Origin of the sequence: Pontibacillus chungwhensis BH030062 (assembly GCF_000770675.1) — a bacterium.
Taxonomy (GTDB): domain Bacteria; phylum Bacillota; class Bacilli; order Bacillales; family BH030062; genus Pontibacillus; species Pontibacillus chungwhensis.
Window position 1 is genome coordinate 1 of record NZ_AVBG01000015.1, and the last position, 23,041, is coordinate 23,041.

The following is a 23,041-nucleotide window of genomic DNA, read 5'->3' on the forward strand; positions in this document are numbered from 1 at the left end:
TTAAGTCTTTATATTATTTCCACTGTCTACTTGACAGGGGGCACTTCATGATGTCTGAGCTTTTACGTTGAAGAACCCTGGGATTCTGTAATATGGCGATATTGGTAAAAACGAAGAGCAAAAGAAGTGACCTGCTTCGTTAGTTGGTAGTTGGCATTCGCTCCTATGACCATACTTACAAGCGGAAGACCCTGTATGATCTTCTTTCGAAACATGAGGATAAATAAAGATTTCATTCCTTGTTTCATTGGCTGTTCTAACCACGTTTCATCAGTCAGCTTCTCATCCCCTTCATATATAAATGGAGATGTATGATTGGAGAGTTCAACTTTCAATTCCTCCCACGCTTCTTTCTGTAATCGCTTCGGGAGTGTGGCTGCGTGAAATACCTTTAAAGATAACATCATTTCATACGGATGGTTAATTTCATATCCGAATGTAAGTCCAATTAATTGGACAGCTCTTACATTCATAATCATCATAAGAGGGAAATCCATTCCTAATAGCAACCAGCCACCTGTACCTGTAAGGCCTCCTTGTGCAAAAGAATATAACTTTCCTTTTGCGATTTGTTGATGAGCTAAATAGGTGAGCTGATCAATTGGAAGTTCACGCATATCTTCTAAATACTCAATGTCCGACCTAAAAATCCGTCCGCTCGTTAAAATACGTTGCCTGGCCTCCGTTTGAAAAGCAGATCCTTGGATATAGGCATGCGTGTGAAACAACCATTGATCAAACTGATTAAAAAAAGTCTGTTTCGCTTTAGGATTTACATTGCGAAACGAACGCTTCATCCATTGATCGTAAAGTACAGTGAAATCAGTCGACTGATAATCTTCCCATTGTTTCTCCCAAGCCTGAATATCACTCATAACACGCTCATTACTCATTACCCCACCCCTTATCCGTAGCGTTGCTTCATCCTTATTTTAGCTTTATTTACTAAAAAATGCGAGCGTTTACAAAAAGCAGGGAACTAAAGACCTATCCTTATACAACTAACGTATTCAGATTTAAGAGCTATAAAAGCTATTTTCTAGTTTGAAGGTCGTGGCTCCAGCAGTTCCCTCCCTCAGATAAAAAAATAACCTCCCTATCTGGAAACCAAATAGGAAGGATTATTATCAAGCGGTCTTTTATTGAGTTAAACGAACCGTGTCACGTGCGATGACAACTTCTTCGTTCGTAGGGATGACCATTACTTTGACAGGAGAGTGAGGGTAGCTAATAAACGCTTCGTCACCTTGAATTCCTTTGTTTAGTGTTGGGTCCCAGTATACGCCCATAAACTCTAATCCTTGAAGGACACGTTCACGAACAGGGGAAGAGTTTTCTCCGACACCAGCGGTAAATACAATCGCATCTACGCCGTGCATACGAGCAGCGTAAGAACCGATGTATTTGTGAATACGCGCTGCGAATACTTCAAGAGCTAATTCTGCACGCTCGTCCCCTTGGTCTGCTTTCTCAATGATATCGCGGATATCACTAGATGAACCAGAAAGAGCAAGCATTCCACTTTCTTTGTTAAGAACGCGGATTACTTCTTCTGCTGTTTTACCTGTTTTGTCCATGATGTATGGGATGAGTGCAGGGTCAATGTTACCTGAACGAGTTCCCATAGTAACACCAGCAAGTGGTGTGAAGCCCATGGATGTATCTACAGATTTGCCACCTTCAATTGCAGCGATCGATGCACCGTTACCAATATGGCAAGAAAGGATGCGTAGCTGTTCAATTGGACGGTTTAACATTTCAGCAGCACGTTCTGAAACGAACTTGTGAGATGTACCGTGGAAACCATACTTACGAATGCCATACTCTTCATAGTACTCGTAAGGCAGGCTATAAAGATAAGACTGCTCCGGCATGGACTGGTGGAATGCAGTATCAAATACGACAACCGCAGGTACATTTGGAAGCACTTCTTGGAATGCACGGATTCCTGTAAGGTTCGCTGGGTTATGAAGAGGAGCTAATTCAGAAACCGTTTCAATTTCTTGAATGACTTCTTCCGTAACGACAGCAGAATCAGCAAAGCGTTCTCCACCATGTACAACGCGGTGACCAATACCGTCAATTTCATCAAGAGATGCAATAACACCTGTTGATGTAAGCTTGTCTACTAGTAACTTAACAGCTACTTCGTGATTCGGAATATCTGTAACGGTTTTTTCTTTCTCACCGTTCACTTCAATCATAAATACAGCTTCATCTAAACCAATACGTTCAACAAGACCTTTTGTAACTACTTCTTCAGCAGGCATCTCGATTAATTGAAACTTTAGAGAAGAACTACCCGCATTAATTGATAAGATTTTTGACATTTATTTCATCCCCTTAATACTCTAGGTTCATGATTACCATTTCCCATTTAACCACCCGCCATCAAGCTTTTCAAGACAATTCAGGAATTGGAAACGGTTTCTGGTTGAAATCTTTATTTTCTAAAAATTACGACGTTCTTTCCGACTTGAACCAATCATTAATTTGGTTAACCATATCATTCATTGCCTTAGCATTTTGGAAAGAAGGAAGCTTAGCCATAAGTGCCTGCTTAGGCGCTTTGGTGTCTTGTCCTTTCTTCTGCACGATGAAGATACTCTTACCAAATTTCTCATTCTTGAACATGGATTCTGGCAGTTGTAGCACACCGACAATATGAACATTCTCTTGTAAGAATGCGTGCAGTTGCTCTGATTGGTCACTATCAAATAAGAAGTTCGGAATTAAGAATAAAGAGTAGCCGCCTTCTTTAACATAGTGTAACGTTTGTTCAATAAACAAGTGGTGAGCATACGAATGGCCTTCTTCTGCCTTTAATTTATAATTAGCTGCTTGCAGATCATCCGGGTAATACCCTACTGGAAGGTCTGCCACCGCAATATCCACTGGTTCGAGTAATAACGGGCGCAGGCTGTCCTGGTGGAAAAACTCCACTTCTGCTTTTTGTAAATTAGCGTTCAATAGCCCTAATTGAATTAAAGTTGGGTCGACTTCACTTCCGTAAGCTTCTACCGATTGTTCCATTTGATTTATGATTGCAGTAAGAAGGTTAGCCGTGCCTGTTGCAGGATCAAACAATCGAACTGTTTCTTGTTCCCCGAGCACTTTCTGAATTAAATAGCCCATAAAGATAGCAACAGAATCAGGGGTGATCAAATGCTGTTGTTGAGTTGATCCTTTCATCCCTTTTAAGATGGCAAGCTGCAAGCCTTTACGGATTTCTTCTTTTTTGAAATTTTCAATTTGGATGGCTTTAATCTTTTCTGATAGTTGGCCTTGAAGGCTTTCACTATAATCCGTAGACGGTGACCCTTCAAGAAGTACTTCTCCCGCTAAGGGGAGCAATTCTAAATATGAAAGGTCGATTTCCTGACCGATTAATTCGGCCGTTTCATCGAGCCATGTATATAATAATTCAACATGAGACTGATCCATGTTTATTCCTCCTATCATCACGTTCAACTTTACTAGTTTAGCAAATGCATCGTAAGAATACCAAATTAGAGGCTACATCTTATTTAAGGCTATGTAAAGAGACAAGCTTATTCCATAGCCTTTCTGTTAACAAAAAGGCTAGGCTTCTTGCTACCTCTAAGTTGCATACAGATTTGTATACAAAGAAAGAAGAAACCAAGATGCCTAGCCCTTTTTAGCACGTCTAGATTCTATTGAGCGTCTTTTGCTGCAGAGATTGCTGCTTCGTAATCAGGATGATTCGTTGCTTCTGATACATATTCAGCATGCACAACTTCATTTTGGCTGTTCACTACAAATACAGCACGTGCAAGAAGGCGCATTTCTTTAATTAGAACGCCAAATGCTTCCCCAAAGTAAGCATCACGATGGTCAGAAAGTGTGTCTACGTTTTCAATACCGTTTGAACCACACCAGCGACGCTGCGCAAAGGGTAAGTCCATGCTAATCGTTAGAACATTAACATTGTCTAACTGAGCAGCTTCTTCATTGAAACGACGAGTCTGAGCGTCACACACTCCCGTGTCAATTGATGGAATGACACTAATTAATTTAATCCCATCATATTGCTCTAGAGAAACTTCTGATAGGTCATTAGCTAGCACTGTAAAGTTAGGAGCTTTGTCTCCTACTTTAACCTCGTCACCAACTAGTGTAACAGGATTATTTTTAAATGTAATAGATGCCATGATGCATTCCTCCTCTAATGATCTGTATGAAAGCTCTTCAAAATCCTTTTTATGTATGAAATAAGGAAAGAGCCTGACCCATACTATTATGAGGGCAGTTTCTTTCCTTGTCTAATCATTTCCTACCAGGAATAGTTCTGTCCATCTGACCCACCTTGGTTTTGTCCTGGACTTTGCCCCTGATTCTGACCGCCATTTTGCCCCTGGCTCTGCCCTCTGTTACCAGAAGATTGTCCATTTTGTTTATCTCCGTTTTTACTAAGTATGTCTTGTATTTTTTGTACGGCTTGTGGTGCTAAATCAATCATACGCTCATATAAATGAGTGCTTTCATCTAAGTGAATCATTTTCACTCCTGATGTTTTGTTTACGATCAAAAAAGCAATCGGTGTGATAGAGACTCCTCCACCGCTTCCTCCACCAAAAGGAAGTTCTTCACCATTAGATCCAGGGTTAGAACCATTCCCTTGTTGTTGCCCGTTCTTATTATTACCACCATCTTGCTTGAACTGACTTCCTCCTGCGGCAAAGCCAAATCCTACTTTTGATACCGTTAAGATTAATGTGCTGCCATCTGGCGTTTCAACAGGATCACCAATGATTGTGTTTACATCAATCATATCTTTCAAGCTTTCCATAGCAGTGGTCATCAGACCTTGAATCGGATGTTCTGACATGATTGTACCTCCTCATATGAATTACGCGGGTTTCTTCCGCCACTTCGGTATATTTCCACGAGAGTACCGAACGACTTGTAATACTGCGTATATAGCTTGCCCGAAACGAAAGGAAATCATACACTCCAAACGAGTTTGAGAATGCTTTTGTTGGAAATAGGGAGTTACATATATCTCAGGTGTAGCTTGTAGTTTCATATAATTGGAGATCACACCAACCAATGTCCCTTTTAAAGACCAAATCCCTCCACACACCAATCCAGTTATGCTAGCATTTGAAGTGCCAACTTGAGTATCCCAAAGTAATGTATGGACATGAACTTTCCTCAAAAAACGTCTTATAATTTTATGTAGCCCAACAACTCTTGTAATAAGATCTTGAATACTTTGAATACGATTGAACACTTCTTCAGGGGTATAAGATTTTTCTTGCTCTCCTTTATTCTTATTTCCAACCTCTGTTTTCTCTTTTGTCTTTAGAGAAAGATCTTCCTTATCCAGAGCCATCATAGGGACTTCCTTTTTGATTCTGATCCATTTCCACAAGCGTAATTCCACTTTTAAAAAATCCCGATCAGAAGAGTGCAGATAGGTCAGTGTGATGTAGAGTCTTGAGAACCAAACGATAATAATATTAACAACAAAGAAGATAACAATTGCCAACACCCAGACCATTCTTTCATCCCTCCTTTTTTATCTAGTTTCATCCCCTTTCATAAAATTTAAACAATCTGACATTAATTTGTTTAGAAAACGCTTTCGTTTTTGATATGATGTGAACATAGAGATAAATACAACAAAGATGATATCGCCATTCGAAGAGGAGTGTTAAAGATGATGATGAATCGTAATAAATTATTCTTTTACTACCAACATAAGGACGAGCTCATTGAAAAGCTCAATCCCTTATTTGATTTAGCTAAGCAGAATGGATTTGAGATTGTTCAAGATCATAAGGACGCCAATATTATTATTAGCGTTGGCGGGGACGGAATGTTTCTTCAATCTGTAAGAAAAACAGGTTTCCGTGAAGATTGCTTGTACACAGGAGTTACAACTTCAGAGAATGAATCAGGCCTTTACTGTGATTTTAACTTAGACCATTTTGATGAAATGGTTCATTCTATGATGCATGAAGCTTTAGAGGTCAGACGTTTCCCTGTAATTGAGGCGAATATTAATAATGAATCTTCATTCTATTGCTTAAATGAACTAAGCATGCGTTCGACTCTTATTAAAACGATTGAGATTGATGTATTTATCGATGACATTCAATTTGAATCGTTTCGAGGAGACGGTTTGATCGTCGCCACCCCTACAGGTAGCACAGGGTATAATAAATCCACAAAAGGAGCCGTTGTGGACCCTAAACTTCCATGCTTCCAAGTTTCTGAACTTGCATCCATAAATAGTAACCGTTACCGAACACTTGGCTCTTCTTTTATCCTAAGTGGTGAGCGCACACTGAATTTACAATTAGTACAAGATGGAAACGACTATCCAATCTTAGGAATTGATAATGAAGCCCTTCCTATACGCAATATTCGAAGTGTAAAAATTAACTTAAGCGACAAGGTAATTAAAACGATTAAATTAAAAGATAACTCTTATTGGGAACGTGTTAAGAGGACGTTTTTATAATCAAAAACCGTCTAGAGGACGACTCTAGACGGTTTTTTAAATGTTCTCTTATTTAGGCTAACGTTGATAAACGACTGTACCATCAACAACGGTTCTTGTTACATTTGCTTCTAACAGACGATCGGGATGCAGAGCAAAGAGATCGCGATCAAAAATAGTAAAATCCGCGTCGTACCCTTCAAGAATCTGTCCTCTTCTGCTCTCTTCATGAATGGCATAGGCACTCCCCCTTGTATAAAGAGAAATAGCCTCGTACATAGTCAGACACTGTTCTCTACCGTACACCTTTTGATCGTGAACAGATTTGCGTGTAACCGCTGCTTGGATGGCTAGAAGTGGATTAATCTCCTCGATCGGCGCATCTGAACCACCAGCACATGGTATGCCGCTTTGCAACAGACTCTTCCAAGGATAAGCATTCTTCAAACGATGTTCACCAATTCTTTCTAAAACCCATGGGAAATCAGATGAAACAAATGTAGGCTGAATATCCACAATGGAGTTCGTCGTCTTCACTTGGTCATAAAGTTCATCTCGCATAAATTGTGCATGAATTATACGGTCACGATGAGGAGCATCAGGCACCCCATTTAATATGCGTGTAATCATCGCAACAGCTTCATCCCCAATCGCATGAACGGCTACAGGTAGATTGTGCTTTCGTGCTTTTTTAACAAGCTGTGCTAAATGCTCTTCTTGGTGAATAGCCATTCCTCTATTCCCTTTGTCATCTTCATAGCTCTCAGATAGAAGAGCAGTACGGCCACCAATAGCCCCATCAGAAAAAATCTTTATCGCACCAAGCTCAACGAAATCTGATCCACTCTTGTAAGTCAAACCTTCTGTTAACATGTCGTCTAATACTTCATGATGAACAAGAAGATGAGCTCTGAATTTTGATTGATGATCTCCTATACTATTTTGAAACGCACTATATGTCTTTCTAAAACCACCGTAGTAATTAAGGTCTTCACTATGACCACCAACGATGCCATTCCTTGTCAGGTCCTCTACAGCTACAGATACAGCTTTCTCAAGATAAGATTGACTATAATCTGGCATAGCAGCCTTAATGGGATCTTGAGCTGCATCTAAAAAATATCCAGTCGTTGCACCACGATGATCCCTTACAATCTTCCCACCTTGAGGGTCAACGCTGTCTTCAGTAACTCCAGCAAGTTCCATTGCCTTCGAGTTCGCTAAAAGTGCATGTCGACACACTCGAGTTAGCATGATCGGATGATCGGTTGAAATCTCATCTAACTCTGATTTATGTATAATACGGGGGTTTGACCATTGATTCTCATTCCAGCCTTCACCAATAAGCCATTCTCCTGGTGGAAGTTGCGAGGCATGGGAAGATACCGCTTCCTTCACCTCTTCAGGAGACTTCATGAACGATAAATCTAAACGCAGTAACCTCTCGCCGTGACCAATGATGTGCAAGTGACTATCTACAAAACCTGGATACATGACTTGTCCTTGAAGGTGATGTTCCACATCAATAGAACCTTCCCACTTCTTCATTACATCTTCAAGAGCACCTGCCATCTCAATACGGCCATTCTTCGTAACCACAGCCTCTACCTGCTCTCCCTCTTGGCTCATCGTATAAATCGTTCCACCATACCATAACTCTGCCATATGTACCTACTCCCTTGTTTTTAAGTAACATATCATATTTCCGGATTGAGTCACAACTTCCTGACCTTCTCTATTGTCCATTGGGCAGGATTGTGAATAGTCGAAGCTGCGAGAATATTTCCGTTTACTTTTATTGAGTGTAAGGTGGGCCTGGAAACCACTCGCTTTCCTGTGGGTAGCTGGTGAACCTCCTCAGCCGGCACACCGGCTTCCGGGGTCTCACCTAGATTAGAAAGCGGAGGCGTGGTGCCTAGGGATAAAAGGAAGTTCGACTAGGATCTTCACATCCTGTGACAACATCGAACGACCCCACATCGTGTGGGACCGGATAAGACAGCTTTTCGGAAAAGGCGTTTAGCCTTTGGAAAAAAGATGACTTATCACGCTAGGTCCTCCACGCTGGAGCTAGACTGGCTCTTCTGCCCACGGGAGTCTCGCAGTTTCCAAGCCCACCTTTGGCATATAAGGGTGAACGAAAACATGCCTTATAGGTTGAAATCAGATCTCCTGAAAAACTGCGAGGCCGTTCACCTCTCTAAAGCCAGGGCTTGCTCGGGGACTGCGAGACTCCCGCGGGAAAAGGAGCCTTAGGGAGACCCCACAGAGAGCGTCAGCGAACGAGGAGGCTTCCCAGCTCCCCGCAGGAAAGCGAGTTGTCCCCGAGCAAGCCCTAGCACTCATCAAATATAACGGTCTCCTTTTCACCCCATAGGAAAAGGACAGTGTCGCCACTGCCCTTTGATACCATTTTATTTAATTATTGTTGTTGCCCACCGCTGTACTGCTGTTCAGCCATTTGAACTAGACGCTTAGTGATCTCCCCACCTACAGAACCGTTTTGACGGGATGTAGAGTCAGGACCAAGTTGTACGCCAAATTCTTGAGCGATTTCATATTTCATTTGGTCTAGAGCTTGTTGTACGCCAGGTACTACAAGTTCGTTTGAGTTGTTATATGCCATGTGTGTCTCACCTCCTTGTTACTACTAGCATGCGTCACAAGGAGGATCTCATCCTGAACAGTTTTTGGCAGTTCAACTAAGTTTATCTATTAGAGCAAATCAGAAAATTCGTCTTCTTCTTGCGTGTGCTTCTCTTCAAATTCGACCGTTTCAATTCCTGCCACAGTTTCTGCAATTTCATCAGTGAAGTCAACTCGCTCTTCGTATTGAAGAACCTTTTCACGAGTAGGTCTTGTCTTCGGGGCACTTGGCACGAATACCGTACAGCAATCCTCAAAAGGACGAATTGAAATGTCGTACATATCAATCCGCTTAGAAATATCAATTATTTCTAATTTATCCATAGATACTAGAGGACGAATAATTGGATAATTCGTCACTTCGTTAATCGTATTCATGCTTTCCATTGTTTGGCTTGCGACCTGCCCAAGGCTTTCTCCGGTTGTAAAGGAAAGAATACCTCTTTCTTCAGCCACTCGCTCACTAACTTGAAGCATAACACGGCGCATTACAGTCATGCCGTAACCTTCAGGGATCTCACGATGAATGGTCTGTTGCAACTTCGTAAACGGTACAATATGAACTTTAATCTTATGCCCATACCGAGTTAATTGCTTTGCTAAATCAAGCACTTTCTGCTTTGCGCGCTCGCTCGTATAAGGAGGTGAATGGAAGTGAATCGCTTCGATTTCTACTCCGCGCTTCATCGATAAATAACCAGCTACAGGACTATCAATCCCTCCAGAGAGAAGAAGGAGACTTTTACCTGTTGTACCTACAGGAAGTCCTCCAGCACCAAGAATTTTCTCTGAAGTGATATATGTCCCATCTTTTCGAATTTCTACATTAATTTCTACATCAGGATCGTGTACATCAACTTTATATCCTTCTGTATTTGAAAGAACATGTCCACCAAGAACTCGGTTCATAGCTTGTGAATCAATAGGGAAGTCTTTATCGACACGACGAGTAGAAATTTTGAACGTCTTCGTGTTCTTAGCGTGCGTTAATGCATACTGAACCGCTTTCTTCATTTGTTCTTCTTCATTCTCCACTTTAATCGCTAAGCTAAATGACTGTATCCCAAAGACATCTTTACATCTTTCGAGAATGGGTTGTGGTTCCTCGCCATTCAGTAAGATATACATACGATTTCTGTTTCGCTTAATTTTAATATTTTCGTAATCGTGCAATTTCGCTCTTACATTTTCATACAACTTAGCTACAAAGTGTTTTAAGTTTTTACCCTTTAACGACATTTCTCCGTAGCGGATTAATATATGATCATAATGCATGTTATCTACCCCATTACTTCTTTTAATTCGGTTAATACGTTTCGAAGCACGTGAATAAATCGCGCCCCTTCTTCCTTCGTATTATCATATGTGATACTAACACGAAGTCCTGCAGAAGAACGTTCATGTGAATGGCCACAAGCAGTAAGGACAGCACTCTCATCAGCATGTTTAGAAGAACATGCTGACTTTGTAGAAATAAAGATCCCTTCTTCACCAAGAGCATGAATAACCACTTCTGGCTTGTATCCAGGCACTGAAAAGTTCACGATGTGTGGTGCACTCTCAGAAGGTGTGTTCATGACAACTTCATCTATTTCAGAAATCTTTTCACGTAAATAGTGATGCAATTCCTTTAAGTGTTGCATGTTGTTTTTTTGGTTTTCCTTTGTCATGCGAATGGCTTTAACCATTGCAACGATACCAGGGAGGTTTTCGGTTCCTGCCCGGTAAGAAGCCTCTTGACTCCCTCCATGAAGCAATGGAAATAACGACGTATTCCGCTTCACATAAAGGATACCAGTTCCCTTCAAACCATGTATTTTATGGCTTGACATCGTACATAAATCAATAAGGGAAAGATCCAGGCCCGTCTTCCCTAAGCCTTGCACGTGGTCGACATGGAAATAAAGTTTAGGATACTGACGAGCAACCATAGCAATCTCTTCAATTGGCTGAATGGTTCCCAATTCATTGTTGACGTGCATAACACTAATTAAAATAGTGTTTTCTCGAATTGCCTTTTGTACATCTTCCACACTAACACGCCCGTGCTCGTTAACAGAGAGATAGGTAACCTCGAACCCAAGCGACTCTAATGAACGACAAGCCTCCAACACGGAAGGGTGCTCTACGGAAGTAGTAATAATATGCTTCCCTCGATTTTGGTGTTGTAAAGCAATCCCTTTTACAGCTAAATTGTTCCCTTCAGTTCCTCCAGAGGTAAAGACAATTTCATCTGATTGAACACCCAGTAATTGAGAAGCTTGCTTTTTCGACTGTTGAAGTAGTCTTTCTGCTTCACTTCCAAAAGCGTGTATAGATGAAGGATTCCCATAATATCGCTCTGATACTTGCTGAAAGCTTTTTAGCACTTCGGGATATGGTTTTGTCGTGGCACTATTGTCAAAGTAAATCATGGCACCGATCCCCTTTTTTCTCTTATTGCAATCAATTCTATTATCATACGTTTCTTCTGACTGATCTGTCAATCGCTCTTATATGTCAACATTACTATAACATGATTAGGAAGAAGTTTCAGACCCTTCCCTTGTAAAAAGGCTAGGTCGGTCAAGATTATGGCATGATTGTTGAAGACTCGATACTGAGAGAATGTTTTCGTTAACTTCAATTAAGCATAAGGTGGGCCTGGAAACCACTCGCTTTCCTGTGGGGAGCTGGTGAGCCTCCTCATCCGGCACGCCGGCTTCCGGGGTCTCACCTAGGCTCTTCTGCCCACGGGAGTCTCGCAGTTTCCAGGCCCACCTTTGCCATATAAGGATGAACGAAAACATGCCATGTAGGGTGAATCAGACCACCTTCTGTTAACTGCGGGGCCGTTTACCTCTTTAAAGACAGGGCTTGCTCGGGGACTGCGAGACTCCCGCGGGAAAAGGAGTCTAGGGAAGACCCCACAGAGAGCGAAAGCGAACGAGGAGGCTTCCCAGCTCCCCGCAGGAAAGCGAGTTGTCCCCGAGCAAGCCCAAGCACTCATAATCGTAACGGCCCTTTCCATACTAAAATGTCTCAACTTCAAGTCTTACATATAAGGCGGCTTATGAAAGACTTAAAACCACAATAAACAGGAACAAAACCTAAAAAAAGCCCTTTCCAAACAGGAAAGAGCTTTACTGAATCTCTAGTTTTGTTAAAAGGTCATCAATCGAAAACGTGCCATCTTCACTCCACTCATTAGCCCAAGAACGGGTTAAACCTTTCTCTTCCCATGTTCTTTCATACTTTTCATTCACTTCTTTCATGTTGAAAGCTTCATAATCAGAGGCCAATCTAGGTAACTTATCAGATGACTTCATCTGGAGAGTAGGTGAGACTCGTTCGCTGTGCTGTCCTATTGCGCTTTCTTCTGAAGGAAACATTAGGAGTAAGATTACGACAATCCAAATCCCGATTGATAAAAAGGAAAGACTCATAACTAAGCGATTCTTCATGCTTACCTCCTATCCTACCGTCGTACTTACTCCGATATATTCACCTAAACGATCACGCGCCCCAGGTTCAACTTCCTCTAGTGCGTCCGTTGCTAACTCTAATGCTTGATCGTACTCATAGTTTCTAAACGAGCGCTCCGCTTCAGATAGCTTTGCTGCTGTAAATGGGTACTGACTGCGATAACGATTCCCATATTGAATCATTGTCTCAACTAAAGTTGCTTGATCTAGGAGAAGCTCTGTTTGCTCAGCAGCACTCTCCGTTTCTTTTGTTGCACTGTCGAGTGATTCTCTAACCTTGATCATGTCAAGTGGTTGTTCATCTAACAAGTCGTGCACACGGTATAGGGAATGGGCCGCTGCTTCAATCGCATTTTGTAAATACAAAGGCACCCCTGGGATGTTGCTCTTTTGCAACTTGCGGTTTACGGCAATTAGCTTCTGCTTCATCACTGTTATCTGTTCTTTCGCTTCCCGTTCCCCAGCACGAACTTCATGTAAACGTTCCTTAAACTGTTGGTGCTGTTCGATAAGCTCTTGAAGTTGAACCTCCCACCGCTCTAATTCCTCTCTTATAGAAGAATGAGGCAGGCCCTCCTGAAGTTCATCCATAATGTCGTTATATTGCTTTAATAGCAGATTAACCCATTTCTCAAGACTTGTATGAATTTCCAAATCTTTATCCTCAAATTGGTATGTATGCTGCAATACTTCTATTTCTTCTTTACTTATCCGGATATCTTCACGAATAGATTGAAGTTGAGATAATAAGTTTGGTTGATGTTTCTCTACATAACTCCTTGCAATAGCTTCATTTTCTAATTGGGCGAACATTTCATTCACACGTTCTTCAATCTCAACCGCTCCAGAACGTGCTTCTTCCATGTCTGCCTGATCCAATTGTTCTGAGTATCGATTAAGATGCTCCTGAAAGCCTGCAAGTTCTTCCTCAAAGTTATACGCTTCAACTCGATACCCATCATCACTCATTTGCTTCAACCCGTTTACCAAGTCCTCAATTTGTGAAGGGAGTTCTTGTTTACACATCTTATAAAGTGAAGGAAACTCTTCAATTTGGACAGTTAGTTGATCAATCTCGTCTTTCATGGTTTGAACAAGTTCATTCGCTTCAAAATAGTTACCTTGTTCGACAAGCTGATAATAACTCTGCAATTTTTCTTCAGCAGCGTCGATTAGGGCTTCAAAACGAACCTCAGCACTCCCATATCGATGGCGTTGTTGCAATAATTTTTTGCGAAGTTGTTTTGTTTGTGGATGGAGTGTTTCTATATCTTTACGACTGTTTTCTTCAGAATGAAGCAACGTTTCTAATTCTTCAAACATCTTATCAATTGAAGATTCAATCGTTTTTAAATGGTCTTCAATCGTTTTTATGACTTTTTTTGCAGAACCGAAGCGATATTTATCAGCATAATCCTCCGCCTCAAAAAGTTGCTCTTCAAGGTTAGGAAGTTGCTTGGATAATATGTCGTCCCATTCAGAGCGCCAGGACTCAAACCTTTCTTGCGTCTCACCAGACAAATTTAACGATTTCACCTTAGAAAGCTCTTCTGTTACTTCACGGTTCATGATATCCATCTTCCAACCTTCAAGCCGGTCGACTTCATCATAAACCTGTTTCCTAAAAATCAACCCCACAATAACTACAACGATCACTGCTAGTATCGCACCGATGCCATACGCCATATAAAGCCTCCTAACTGTCAATAGTTCATCTATGTCATACCAGGTAAAAATATGTATATAGTAATGTTTTTATGATACCATGTAAACGGTCATTTTGGCTAAATTTTTTCAAATTTATTAACCTTTTTACATTTTTTTCTACAATCTTTTTAAAGGAGGTCCTCTTATGATTATTGACGGGCATGTACACACCCCATTCTGCCCCCATGGAACAAGGGATACCCTAAAACAATACATTGAAAACGCCATTTTACAAACTTATTCATCTATTAGTTTTACTGAACATGCACCATTACCCCCATCCTTCACAGATCCTGTACCTACCAAGGATAGCGGTATGAAATTACAAATGATGGATGATTATATTTCCACGTTACAACAATTGAAAAAAAACTACGAGAAAGACATCACAATTCATATCGGTTTAGAAGTAGACTACATTGAGGGGTATGATGAAGAAATTAAAAAATTTCTCAATGCATATGGAGCTTCTTTAACAGATAGCATTTTATCTGTCCATTTTCTTCCTACGCCGTCTGATTTTGTGTGCTTGGATTTCAGTCCTGATTCTTTCAGAAAGCTTATTGATGCTCACGGAGGAGTTGATGCAGTACACAGACTATATTACCAAACACTCCTTCGCTCCATCGAAGCGGATTTAGGTCGTTATAAACCGACAAGAATTGGTCATATGAGCCTCTCGCACAAGTTCCAAAACCTATTTCCAACAGAAGAATCATTTACAGAAGAGACAGATGCTATATTAGAAAGCATTAAAAAAAGAAACTATTCACTAGATATGAATAGCGCTGGTTTAAGGAAACCTTATTGTCAATCCACTTACCCTCCCCCATCCATTTTAGAGAAAGCATTCCGCCAAGGGATCCCGCTCGTTTATGGTTCAGATGCTCACAAATCTGAAGATCTCGGAGCTGGTTATTCTCAACTAAAGCAATACGTGTCGAACGTCTATTAAAATGCGCTAAGAGCTTACTAAGCTCTTAGCGCATTTCTTTCGCCGATCTATTTCGAGTCACTTGTTCAGGTTTTTCCAAAAGTACAAGTACTACATAATGCTTTCTCTTTTCGGGGGAAGTCCACCTGAATGGTACACATGTTCAAGCCAATGCATAATCGTTTCTGTATATTGTTTAACGAAAAATTCCGGTGATTGATCCCACAACACATGTTCTCTCATCTCATAAGGCATTAAAAATGGCATCATCAACATCCCTTTAAACTGAAGAAACAAATGTTTAATTTGCATTTGCTTTACGCGGGTATGTTTCAAGGAGTCTTTGAAAAGTTTGAATAAGATATACTTTTCTTTCGCCAAGTAGGTGACCATCATCTCGCGCACAAGTACGTTATCAAGCGTTAATTCTCTGTGGATGAAGCATGTAAATTGATGATGCTCTTTCTTATACTGTATAATTACTTCTATCATTTTACGGAGTCTTTCTTGCGAAGATAATCGTTGATTACTATCTCGTTGTTGCTCTAATAACTCTATATAAGGCTCAAAATATTGGACCATAAGGTGTTCAAGTAAGCCCTGTTTATTTGTAAAATGGTAACTAATAAGCGAAACATTAACTTTGGCTTTTGCGGCGATATCACGAACAGAGGTTCCAGTGTAGCCTTTCGTATAAAACAACAAACACGCTGCATCCATCACTTTTTGTCTTGTTGACGATTTTGTCATAGCGCATGACCTCCTTATTCGAAAAGATTCGCTGAATAAGGTAAGAATCCTGCATGAATCGCTCGTCAACTTTCGCCCCGCACTATTAGGATTTTTGCCAAATTAGGAGGAATATTTGATGTTTAATGTCGAACATTACAACGGAACAAAAGAACAAAATTACGACTTATTGTTAAAGCAACTAAAAGCTCTAATTGAAGATGAACCTGATCAGGTAGCCAATCTTGCCAATGCTTCATCTCTTTTAAACCAGTTTCTCGACACTGTTAACTGGGTTGGCTTTTACATCTGGAAACAAGATGAACTTGTATTAGGTCCTTTCCAAGGGCTTCCAGCTTGCGTTAGAATCCCAAATGGCAAAGGTGTATGCGGAACTGCAGTGGCTGAAGGTAAAACTCAACGCATAGCTGATGTCCATGAATTCCCAGGACACATTGCTTGTGATGCTGCTAGTCAGTCCGAAATTGTAGTTCCAATGTATAAAGGCGGAAATATATTTGGCGTTTTAGACATTGATAGTCCTGTTAAAGAACGCTTTGATGAAATCGATGAGAAGTATATCGAGCAATTCGCTAAAATTGTCGAGCAATACATTTAACGCTGTGTCCTAAATGTAAGTAGAAAAACGCAGAGATTTTTCATCTCTGCGTTTTCATATGTCCACTGTTTAACCTAGTTTACTCTATCCCCATCGTTTGTTCACGCTTTATACAATTTTTCCCCGATTCTTTAGCTTCATATAAAGCTCTATCTGCACGCCTGAATAAATCAACGACCTCCCCTTCGCTTGAAGCATCCCAATAAGATACTCCACACGAAATCGTAACGCGAGGTTTAGTGTAGTCTCTCACTTTCCTGACTAACTCCTCACCAATCGTATAGGCTTCATTTATATCGACTTCAGGAAGATAGATCGCTAACTCTTCCCCGCCCCACCGAGCGGTAATTCCTTTATCCCCTATTTCTCGCCTCAATAAGTTTGACACTTCAACAATAATCCGATCTCCTTCTTGATGACCATATGTATCATTTACTTGTTTGAAGTTATCAATATCGACAATGATAAATGACCCATTATGGTCTTGGCCAACATGTTTATGAACAGTTTCATCTAAATGCTTCCTAGAGTAAAGCTTTGTTAGATAATCTGTACTGACCAATCTCTCTAATTCCTCTCGAAGCATGGAGTTTGCTAAGGCAAGTGTGGAATGGTGTACAAGCGATTGCAAAAGCTTAAACGTTTCAAATGAGAAGTAATATGGCAATGTATGCATTACAATGACTACCCCTTTTAACGATTCTGTTTGAATCATAGGGATGGCCATAATCGATTGGTAAGGACTGTAGAAAGAAGGGTTCTTTACTGAGAAGTCTCCTATAAATAACGCATCCCTTTGTTCACCGATTGAAGACGTGATGTATTGAAGCAACCTCTCTGCTCCATCTTGAGAGAAGAAGGATGAGCTCTCTTGCAGAACCTGATAATCTTCAACATTTCCGCCTTGAAACAGAAGTACACCTACTTCTTCGGCATGAAAAGAGTGAAGAATTTGATTAGACAGAAACGAGATGGTATCTGATAATCTCAAATTAGAATTTAACTTATGGGTTGTTTCATTAATTAACTGCAAGTCTGAAATTAATCGTTTAGATTGTTGATATAATCGCGCATTCTCAAGTGCATTCCCCGCAGTATTTGCCAGTAGCGTTATGAAGTTAATATCCTCGTTAACAAACTGAACGGTTTTTGGAGCCACAACTTGTAATACTCCGTAGACACCTTGCTTCCCTTTAAGTGGAGCATAAAAGCATGACTGTCGCTCATTCCACGATTCTTCAAACTGAAATTCTCCTGTTAAATAAGCTTGAGCACTAGGATTGTTAGAACCATCACTATCATACACAAGCTCCCTAATCGGGAGATTGTGAGCACTTGAATAATCATGGGACAGTAACAGATAATAATCAAACACGGGATATAACTGACGTAAAGTATCAATGATTTCAGCAAGGACATCGTCCATATTCATAGATGAATGAAACTTTGCGGTAACCCTGAATAAACGTTCATGCCGTTTCTCTTCATCTAATGATTGGTAATAGGACCTCATTTTTAAATAAACGTTAGAGACTTCTTCTCCTACGATTTCTAAATCACGAAGCACCACATTTTCTTCTAAGTTATAGGAAACGCTTATATACCCATAAGCTTCCTCATGATTAACCAACGGCATGAAGTAACGATAGCCTTGATCCAGATGCTCTCTCGCGATGATAGAAGTTCCCATGATCGTTTGGTTTTCGCATAGCCCCAACCAATCTTGGGAAGTAAGTTCTTCTTTTGCTGGATGATTATTGTTCCATGTGGAAGAAATCAACACAAATGCATCTTCAGCTTTGTTGTATATGTATATGCAGGCCTTTTGGGCTTTAATTGAATCCGTGATTATAGCCTCCAAATCTTCCACGAATTGTGACCAACCGCCTTGTTCATCCTTTGTCATCAAGTCAAAGAAATGTGCTTTTAACTGACTGCGAAATTGACTGTTTGCTTTATTAGAAATCATCTATACATCACCTTATTTCAGTGGAGTTCTCTATAATAAGATTCTTTCTATCATTATACTTCTTATAGTCTTTTTTTCCTATTACTTTTCGGAACTTTTTCAATTTTTAACAATTTTAACCACAAAGTCCTCTAAAAGAACTACCCAGACGTTTTCCTGAGGTAACCTCTCCACTTCAAGCGGACGTTTAGTAAAAGTACTTGACCATTCGCTGCCATGATCATATTCAACTGTTGCTTGGAATGTATCCCCGACTTGAGTGACCTCTTTAATAGAAGGAGGACTTTCTTTGTATTTTGACGGACCGGTTGTTGAAGAACTTATTGGCTTCAGATCTCCACTCAAAAGAATCCATTCTCTTTCCCGCCTTATCCAAAGTTCCCCGCCTTTTGAATACCTAATCTCTTGAATCGGTTCATCAAGTTTCATATAGGCATTAGCAGTAAATGAATATGTTTGACGGTTTACGCTATAGACCACTAAGTAGGGTTGCTCTTCTTTCAACGTTGTCAAGGTAACTTCCACCCCATCTCCCACTTGTCGGGAAGCAAGAAGCGGAGACTGAGTTGCTAATGGTTGATTGATTTGTTCCATCCAATTATTTTGTACCATTAAAGCAAGCCCCACAGCCACGATCAATATGCAAATAATTACATAGCGAAGATATTGAGAGTGCTTCGTTTCTGCTTTATCATCTTCTTTAGACTTCATTCAATATAAACCTCACAAAAAAATTTTGCCTCATTATATCATAACCTTATTCGTGAATACCTTATTTACTTCTAAACTTCTTAATTGAACGTGCTTGACTTATGACAGGATAAATTCTATAATAGCGTTTGTGTAAAATAAAAGGCAGCTTAGGTGAACCACTGTTGTTATCATTTTGTTCCTCTTTCATTAAGAGGTGTATCGCGTAACTCTCGGCTGCTGGAGCGATGGTGCATGAAAACAAAATGAGCTTCGAGAACGGGGCACTCCTGTTTTTATTTTATACAAAATAAAAATAGAAAAGGAGAGATCATCCAATGGCACGTTACACAGATTCCACTTGGAAAAAATCTCGTCGTTTAGGTATTTCTTTATCCGGTACTGGTAAAGAGTTAGAAAAACGCCCTTACGCTCCTGGCCAACACGGTCCTAACCAGCGTAAAAAGCTTTCAGAATATGGTACACAGCTTCAAGAGAAGCAAAAACTTCGTTTCATGTTCGGAGTTAACGAACGTCAATTCCGTCGTTTATTCGAAGAAGCAGGTAACATGAAAGGTATCCACGGTGAAAACTTCTTAACACTTCTAGAGTCTCGCCTGGACAACATCGTTTACCGCTTAGGTCTTGCACGCACTCGCGCGCAAGCTCGCCAACTAGTTAACCATGGTCACATTCTTGTAGATGGTGGACGCGTAAACATCCCATCTTACCGTGTGAAGCCTGGTCAAACAATCGCAGTTCGCGAAAAATCTGCTAACCTTGACGTAATCAAGGATGCAATCGAAGCAAACAACTTCGTACCTGAGTATGTATCATTCGATACAGAAAAGCTTGAAGGTTCTTATGTTCGCTTCCCTGAGCGTTCTGAAATGCCTTCTGAAATTAACGAAGCGCTTATCGTTGAGTTCTACTCTCGTTAATAGCTTCCTCGAAACACCCATCCTTTCTGGATGGGTGTTTTTTTGTGATTTTGTTATCATCTATTTCCAATTCCTGATACACTAAGAATAGAAGCATAAAGGAGGGGATCACGTGTATACCTTATATATCGCTATCGTCATTGGGATTTGCGTCCTGGCCTTTATTGGAACGCTCTTAGTGGGTAAAAATGTAAACAATTCTATTGAACAACGAGAAGTGGAGGGCGAATCTCCAGCAGCAGAGCTTCAGCGATCCCATAAATATGAAAAGAATTCTAGCATCAGAATTCTAACTATTATTTATTTGATCACCTTTATTCTGACCGCGATTGTTTCAGCGATCTTTATCTTCTAAAAGATGCCTCGTTAGAGTCATCTTTTTTAGTCTACCCCTTAGTCTATATCCCTCGAATATTCAATGTTAAAATACTCAATACCTTATAAGATCTCGTATCAAAAAAATACCTACTATTCTCTTCTAAAACGGAAGGTATAGATATGATAAAAATGAAAAGAATCTGGTGATAACATGACAGAGTTAAGAACATCTATAAGAGGTTTAGTAGAATATGTCTATCGCTCCGGAAGTCTGGATCGACGTTTTAAAACAACAACGGCCCTTACCGAAGGAACAAAAGCACATCAAATGGTGCAAAATGATTACAGTGAGCACGATCAAAAAGAAGTGCACCTGGCCTACACTCATATGACTGAATCTGTACAGATCCACATAGAAGGACGCTGTGATGGATTACTCCACAAAGAGAATAAAATCACAATTGACGAAATTAAATCTACTTCTTCGTCTATCTTTGATATTGAGAAAGACTCGTATCCCGTTCACTGGGCCCAAGCGAAATGCTATGCATATATTTACGTTACTCAACAAGAACTAGGTGAAATTGATGTTCAACTTACGTACGTTCATTTGCCATCATCTGAACGAAAACAGTTTATTAAATCGTTTAGCTCAGCTGAATTAACAAAGTGGTTTCACGCTATGATTGATCAGTATATTCCCTACGCTAAACTAATGACTGAACATAGAATAAGCCGACAACAAAGCATCCAACAACTCGCTTTCCCTTACCCTGCTTTTCGAACTGGCCAGCGAAAGTTTGCCGGCGCTGTATATAAGACAATTACAGATCACAAAACCCTGTTCGCTCACGCTCCAACAGGAACAGGAAAAACCATCTCCACTCTATTCCCTACTATTAAAGCAATTGGTGAAGGAAGGGCAGAACAATTTCTCTACTTAACAGCCAAGACGATTACGAGACAGGCTGCCGAAGAGGCGCTCTCACTTATGGAAGAGAAAGGGTTGCATTTCCATACCGTTACGGTAACCGCTAAAGACAAAATGTGTTTCACAAATGAAGGATGTCAGGTGGATTACTGTCCATTTGCTGATGGATATTATGACCGGATCAATGACGCTCTGTTAGACTTATTGTCAAATGAGACCTTGATAACAAGAGATGTAATTGAACAATATGCACGAAAACATCGAGTCTGTCCTTTTGAATTCTCAATAGATGCCGCTTACCATGCTGATGCCATCATATGTGATTACAATTATGTATTTGATCCCAGAGTATCTTTCAAACGTTTATGGAATGAAACAAAAAAGAAGACAACACTGCTTGTTGATGAAGCTCATAACCTTGTTGACAGGTCGCAATCTATGTATTCAGCGCTAATAATGAAATCACCTTTCTTGCAACTTAAGCGTGAGTACAAATCAAAGAATCCCCATTTATACGAAGCTGCTCATCTTATCGATCAATCCTTGTTAGCACTAAAGAAATCAATGGGCGACGACCAATACATAACAACGATGTCAGACATTCCTGAGGGTATTGTTGAGCGTGTCGAGCACTTTATTAATCTAGCTGAACTAGAGATCCCATACGTAGAGAATACCGAATCTCTTTTAATTGAAACGTATTTTATGGCTTTAAGTTTTGTACGGATATCAAAACTCTATGATGCATCTTATGTCACCTACATAAGACGTTATAAAAGTGAAGTAGAGCTTAAACTCTTCTGTGTAGATCCCTCTTCTTTGCTACACAAAACAACAAAAGGCTATGGTGCAACGGTCTTCTTCTCTGCGACGTTCGCTCCATTTGATTACTACAAAGACATGCTTGGTTGGACAGAAGGAGACTACACTTTTTCAATCCCTTCACCATTTGATAGGCAAAATGTTGACATGTACATTCAACCTACATCCACCCGTTACCATGACCGAAATCAATCTGTAGGTTCAATTATTGGTACATTAATTGAGTTAATACAAGAGAAGCCAGGGAATTATCTGATCTTCTTCCCCTCTTACGTATATATGGAGCAGGTATATGCACGAATTCAAGAACTAGATCTTAAAGCTTCCGTGCTACTCCAAACGCCTCAAATGACTGAACAAGACCGAGAACAGTATTTAGCTGAATTCCATGAAGACCGTGAAGATTCATTAATCGGGTTCGCGGTATTAGGAGGGATTTTCTCAGAAGGGGTCGATTTAAGAGGAGACCGTTTAAACGGGGTTCTAGTAGTTAGTGTAGGATTACCGAAATTAAATGATGAACAAGACATTATGAAGCGTTACTTCGATGAGCGAGGCAAGAATGGATTTGACTATGCTTATATGTACCCTGGCATGAATAAAGTTTTACAGGCAGCAGGAAGACTAGTTCGTACAGAGACTGATTCAGGTACGATTGTACTTATTGACGACCGATTTATTCAGCAAAGGTATAAAAACTTACTTCCTTATCAACTTCAGCACTTTCGTATTAAAAGAGACTGATGTAACCATGAACAGAGGGGGGATAGCTCAATTTATGTATAAAAAACCGCTTAGAGTC

Annotated in this window: 21 protein-coding genes; 6 read left to right on the forward strand and 15 right to left on the reverse strand. The window is 40.3% G+C overall.

The genetic code is table 11. The features are described from left to right. Positions 1 to 62: 62 nt before the first annotated feature. From N780_RS15960 to N780_RS15985, 6 genes are all read right to left on the reverse strand, one after another. A complete protein-coding gene (locus N780_RS15960) occupies positions 63 to 893 on the reverse strand; it encodes an EcsC family protein (protein WP_036786450.1) in 831 nt (276 codons plus the stop codon). A 246-nt stretch (positions 894 to 1,139) separates the two neighbouring features. After that, entirely contained in the window at positions 1,140 to 2,330 is a 1,191-nt protein-coding gene (locus N780_RS15965; protein ID WP_036786452.1) for an acetate kinase, read from the reverse strand. 127 nt (positions 2,331 to 2,457) lie between these two features. Continuing rightward, positions 2,458 to 3,444, reverse strand: coding sequence for a class I SAM-dependent methyltransferase (locus N780_RS15970; protein ID WP_036786453.1), 987 nt, complete (start codon positions 3,442 to 3,444; stop codon positions 2,458 to 2,460). A gap of 230 nt (positions 3,445 to 3,674) precedes the next feature. Beyond that, on the reverse strand, positions 3,675 to 4,172 hold the full coding sequence (gene tpx, locus N780_RS15975; protein ID WP_036786455.1) for a thiol peroxidase: 498 nt from the start codon (positions 4,170 to 4,172) through the stop codon (positions 3,675 to 3,677). Positions 4,173 to 4,294: 122 nt separating this feature from the next. Next, positions 4,295 to 4,849, reverse strand: a complete 555-nt coding sequence (gene ytfJ, locus N780_RS15980; RefSeq protein ID WP_084599674.1) for a GerW family sporulation protein — start codon at positions 4,847 to 4,849, stop codon at positions 4,295 to 4,297. A 21-nt stretch (positions 4,850 to 4,870) separates the two neighbouring features. After that, positions 4,871 to 5,524 carry a DUF2953 domain-containing protein gene (locus tag N780_RS15985; RefSeq protein WP_036786457.1) on the reverse strand — a complete coding sequence of 218 codons (654 nt, stop codon included), beginning with the start codon at positions 5,522 to 5,524 and terminating at the stop codon, positions 4,871 to 4,873. Positions 5,525 to 5,686: 162 nt separating this feature from the next. Between N780_RS15985 and N780_RS15990 the strand changes: the two genes are divergently transcribed. Next, positions 5,687 to 6,490 carry an NAD kinase gene (locus tag N780_RS15990; protein ID WP_036786579.1) on the forward strand — a complete coding sequence of 268 codons (804 nt, stop codon included), beginning with the start codon at positions 5,687 to 5,689 and terminating at the stop codon, positions 6,488 to 6,490. Positions 6,491 to 6,547: 57 nt separating this feature from the next. Here the strand turns inward: N780_RS15990 and N780_RS15995 are convergent, their stop codons facing one another. The 6 genes from N780_RS15995 to ezrA form a co-directional block, all read right to left on the reverse strand. Beyond that, a complete protein-coding gene (locus tag N780_RS15995; RefSeq protein WP_036786459.1) occupies positions 6,548 to 8,134 on the reverse strand; it encodes an amidohydrolase in 1,587 nt (528 codons plus the stop codon). A gap of 757 nt (positions 8,135 to 8,891) precedes the next feature. Further along, entirely contained in the window at positions 8,892 to 9,095 is a 204-nt protein-coding gene (locus N780_RS16000; RefSeq protein ID WP_036786461.1) for an alpha/beta-type small acid-soluble spore protein, read from the reverse strand. 89 nt (positions 9,096 to 9,184) lie between these two features. Beyond that, on the reverse strand, positions 9,185 to 10,390 hold the full coding sequence (thiI, locus tag N780_RS16005; RefSeq protein WP_036786462.1) for a tRNA uracil 4-sulfurtransferase ThiI: 1,206 nt from the start codon (positions 10,388 to 10,390) through the stop codon (positions 9,185 to 9,187). 5 nt (positions 10,391 to 10,395) lie between these two features. Next, positions 10,396 to 11,529, reverse strand: a complete 1,134-nt coding sequence (locus N780_RS16010; RefSeq protein WP_036786464.1) for a cysteine desulfurase family protein — start codon at positions 11,527 to 11,529, stop codon at positions 10,396 to 10,398. A 708-nt stretch (positions 11,530 to 12,237) separates the two neighbouring features. Continuing rightward, positions 12,238 to 12,558 (reverse strand): hypothetical protein, encoded by a 321-nt coding sequence (locus N780_RS16015; protein WP_036786466.1) that lies wholly within the window; start codon positions 12,556 to 12,558, stop codon positions 12,238 to 12,240. 9 nt (positions 12,559 to 12,567) lie between these two features. Continuing rightward, positions 12,568 to 14,265, reverse strand: coding sequence for a septation ring formation regulator EzrA (gene ezrA, locus N780_RS16020; RefSeq protein ID WP_036786468.1), 1,698 nt, complete (start codon positions 14,263 to 14,265; stop codon positions 12,568 to 12,570). A gap of 166 nt (positions 14,266 to 14,431) precedes the next feature. Between ezrA and hisJ the strand changes: the two genes are divergently transcribed. Next, the gene (gene hisJ, locus N780_RS16025; protein ID WP_036786470.1) at positions 14,432 to 15,241 is read left to right on the forward strand and encodes a histidinol-phosphatase HisJ; all 810 of its coding nucleotides are present in this window, start codon (positions 14,432 to 14,434) and stop codon (positions 15,239 to 15,241) included. Positions 15,242 to 15,331: 90 nt separating this feature from the next. On the opposite strand, the gene refZ is transcribed toward hisJ, so the two are convergent. Continuing rightward, entirely contained in the window at positions 15,332 to 15,970 is a 639-nt protein-coding gene (refZ, locus tag N780_RS16030) for a forespore capture DNA-binding protein RefZ (protein ID WP_036786472.1), read from the reverse strand. 118 nt (positions 15,971 to 16,088) lie between these two features. Here refZ and N780_RS16035 point away from each other — a divergent pair, with 118 nt between their 5' ends. After that, positions 16,089 to 16,568, forward strand: a complete 480-nt coding sequence (locus N780_RS16035; RefSeq protein WP_036786474.1) for a free L-methionine (R)-S-oxide reductase MsrC — start codon at positions 16,089 to 16,091, stop codon at positions 16,566 to 16,568. A 79-nt stretch (positions 16,569 to 16,647) separates the two neighbouring features. On the opposite strand, the gene N780_RS16040 is transcribed toward N780_RS16035, so the two are convergent. Further along, positions 16,648 to 18,537, reverse strand: coding sequence for a sensor domain-containing diguanylate cyclase (locus N780_RS16040; RefSeq protein ID WP_036786476.1), 1,890 nt, complete (start codon positions 18,535 to 18,537; stop codon positions 16,648 to 16,650). Positions 18,538 to 18,636: 99 nt separating this feature from the next. Next, positions 18,637 to 19,248 (reverse strand): hypothetical protein, encoded by a 612-nt coding sequence (locus tag N780_RS16045; protein WP_036786478.1) that lies wholly within the window; start codon positions 19,246 to 19,248, stop codon positions 18,637 to 18,639. 317 nt (positions 19,249 to 19,565) lie between these two features. Between N780_RS16045 and rpsD the strand changes: the two genes are divergently transcribed. From rpsD to N780_RS16060, 3 genes are all read left to right on the forward strand, one after another. Beyond that, complete coding sequence (gene rpsD, locus N780_RS16050; protein ID WP_036786480.1) at positions 19,566 to 20,168, forward strand: 30S ribosomal protein S4; 603 nt, start codon at positions 19,566 to 19,568, stop codon at positions 20,166 to 20,168. A gap of 112 nt (positions 20,169 to 20,280) precedes the next feature. Then, positions 20,281 to 20,523 carry a hypothetical protein gene (locus tag N780_RS16055; RefSeq protein WP_036786483.1) on the forward strand — a complete coding sequence of 81 codons (243 nt, stop codon included), beginning with the start codon at positions 20,281 to 20,283 and terminating at the stop codon, positions 20,521 to 20,523. Positions 20,524 to 20,697: 174 nt separating this feature from the next. After that, positions 20,698 to 22,983 carry an ATP-dependent DNA helicase gene (locus N780_RS16060; RefSeq protein ID WP_036786485.1) on the forward strand — a complete coding sequence of 762 codons (2,286 nt, stop codon included), beginning with the start codon at positions 20,698 to 20,700 and terminating at the stop codon, positions 22,981 to 22,983. Positions 22,984 to 23,041: the final 58 nt, after the last annotated feature.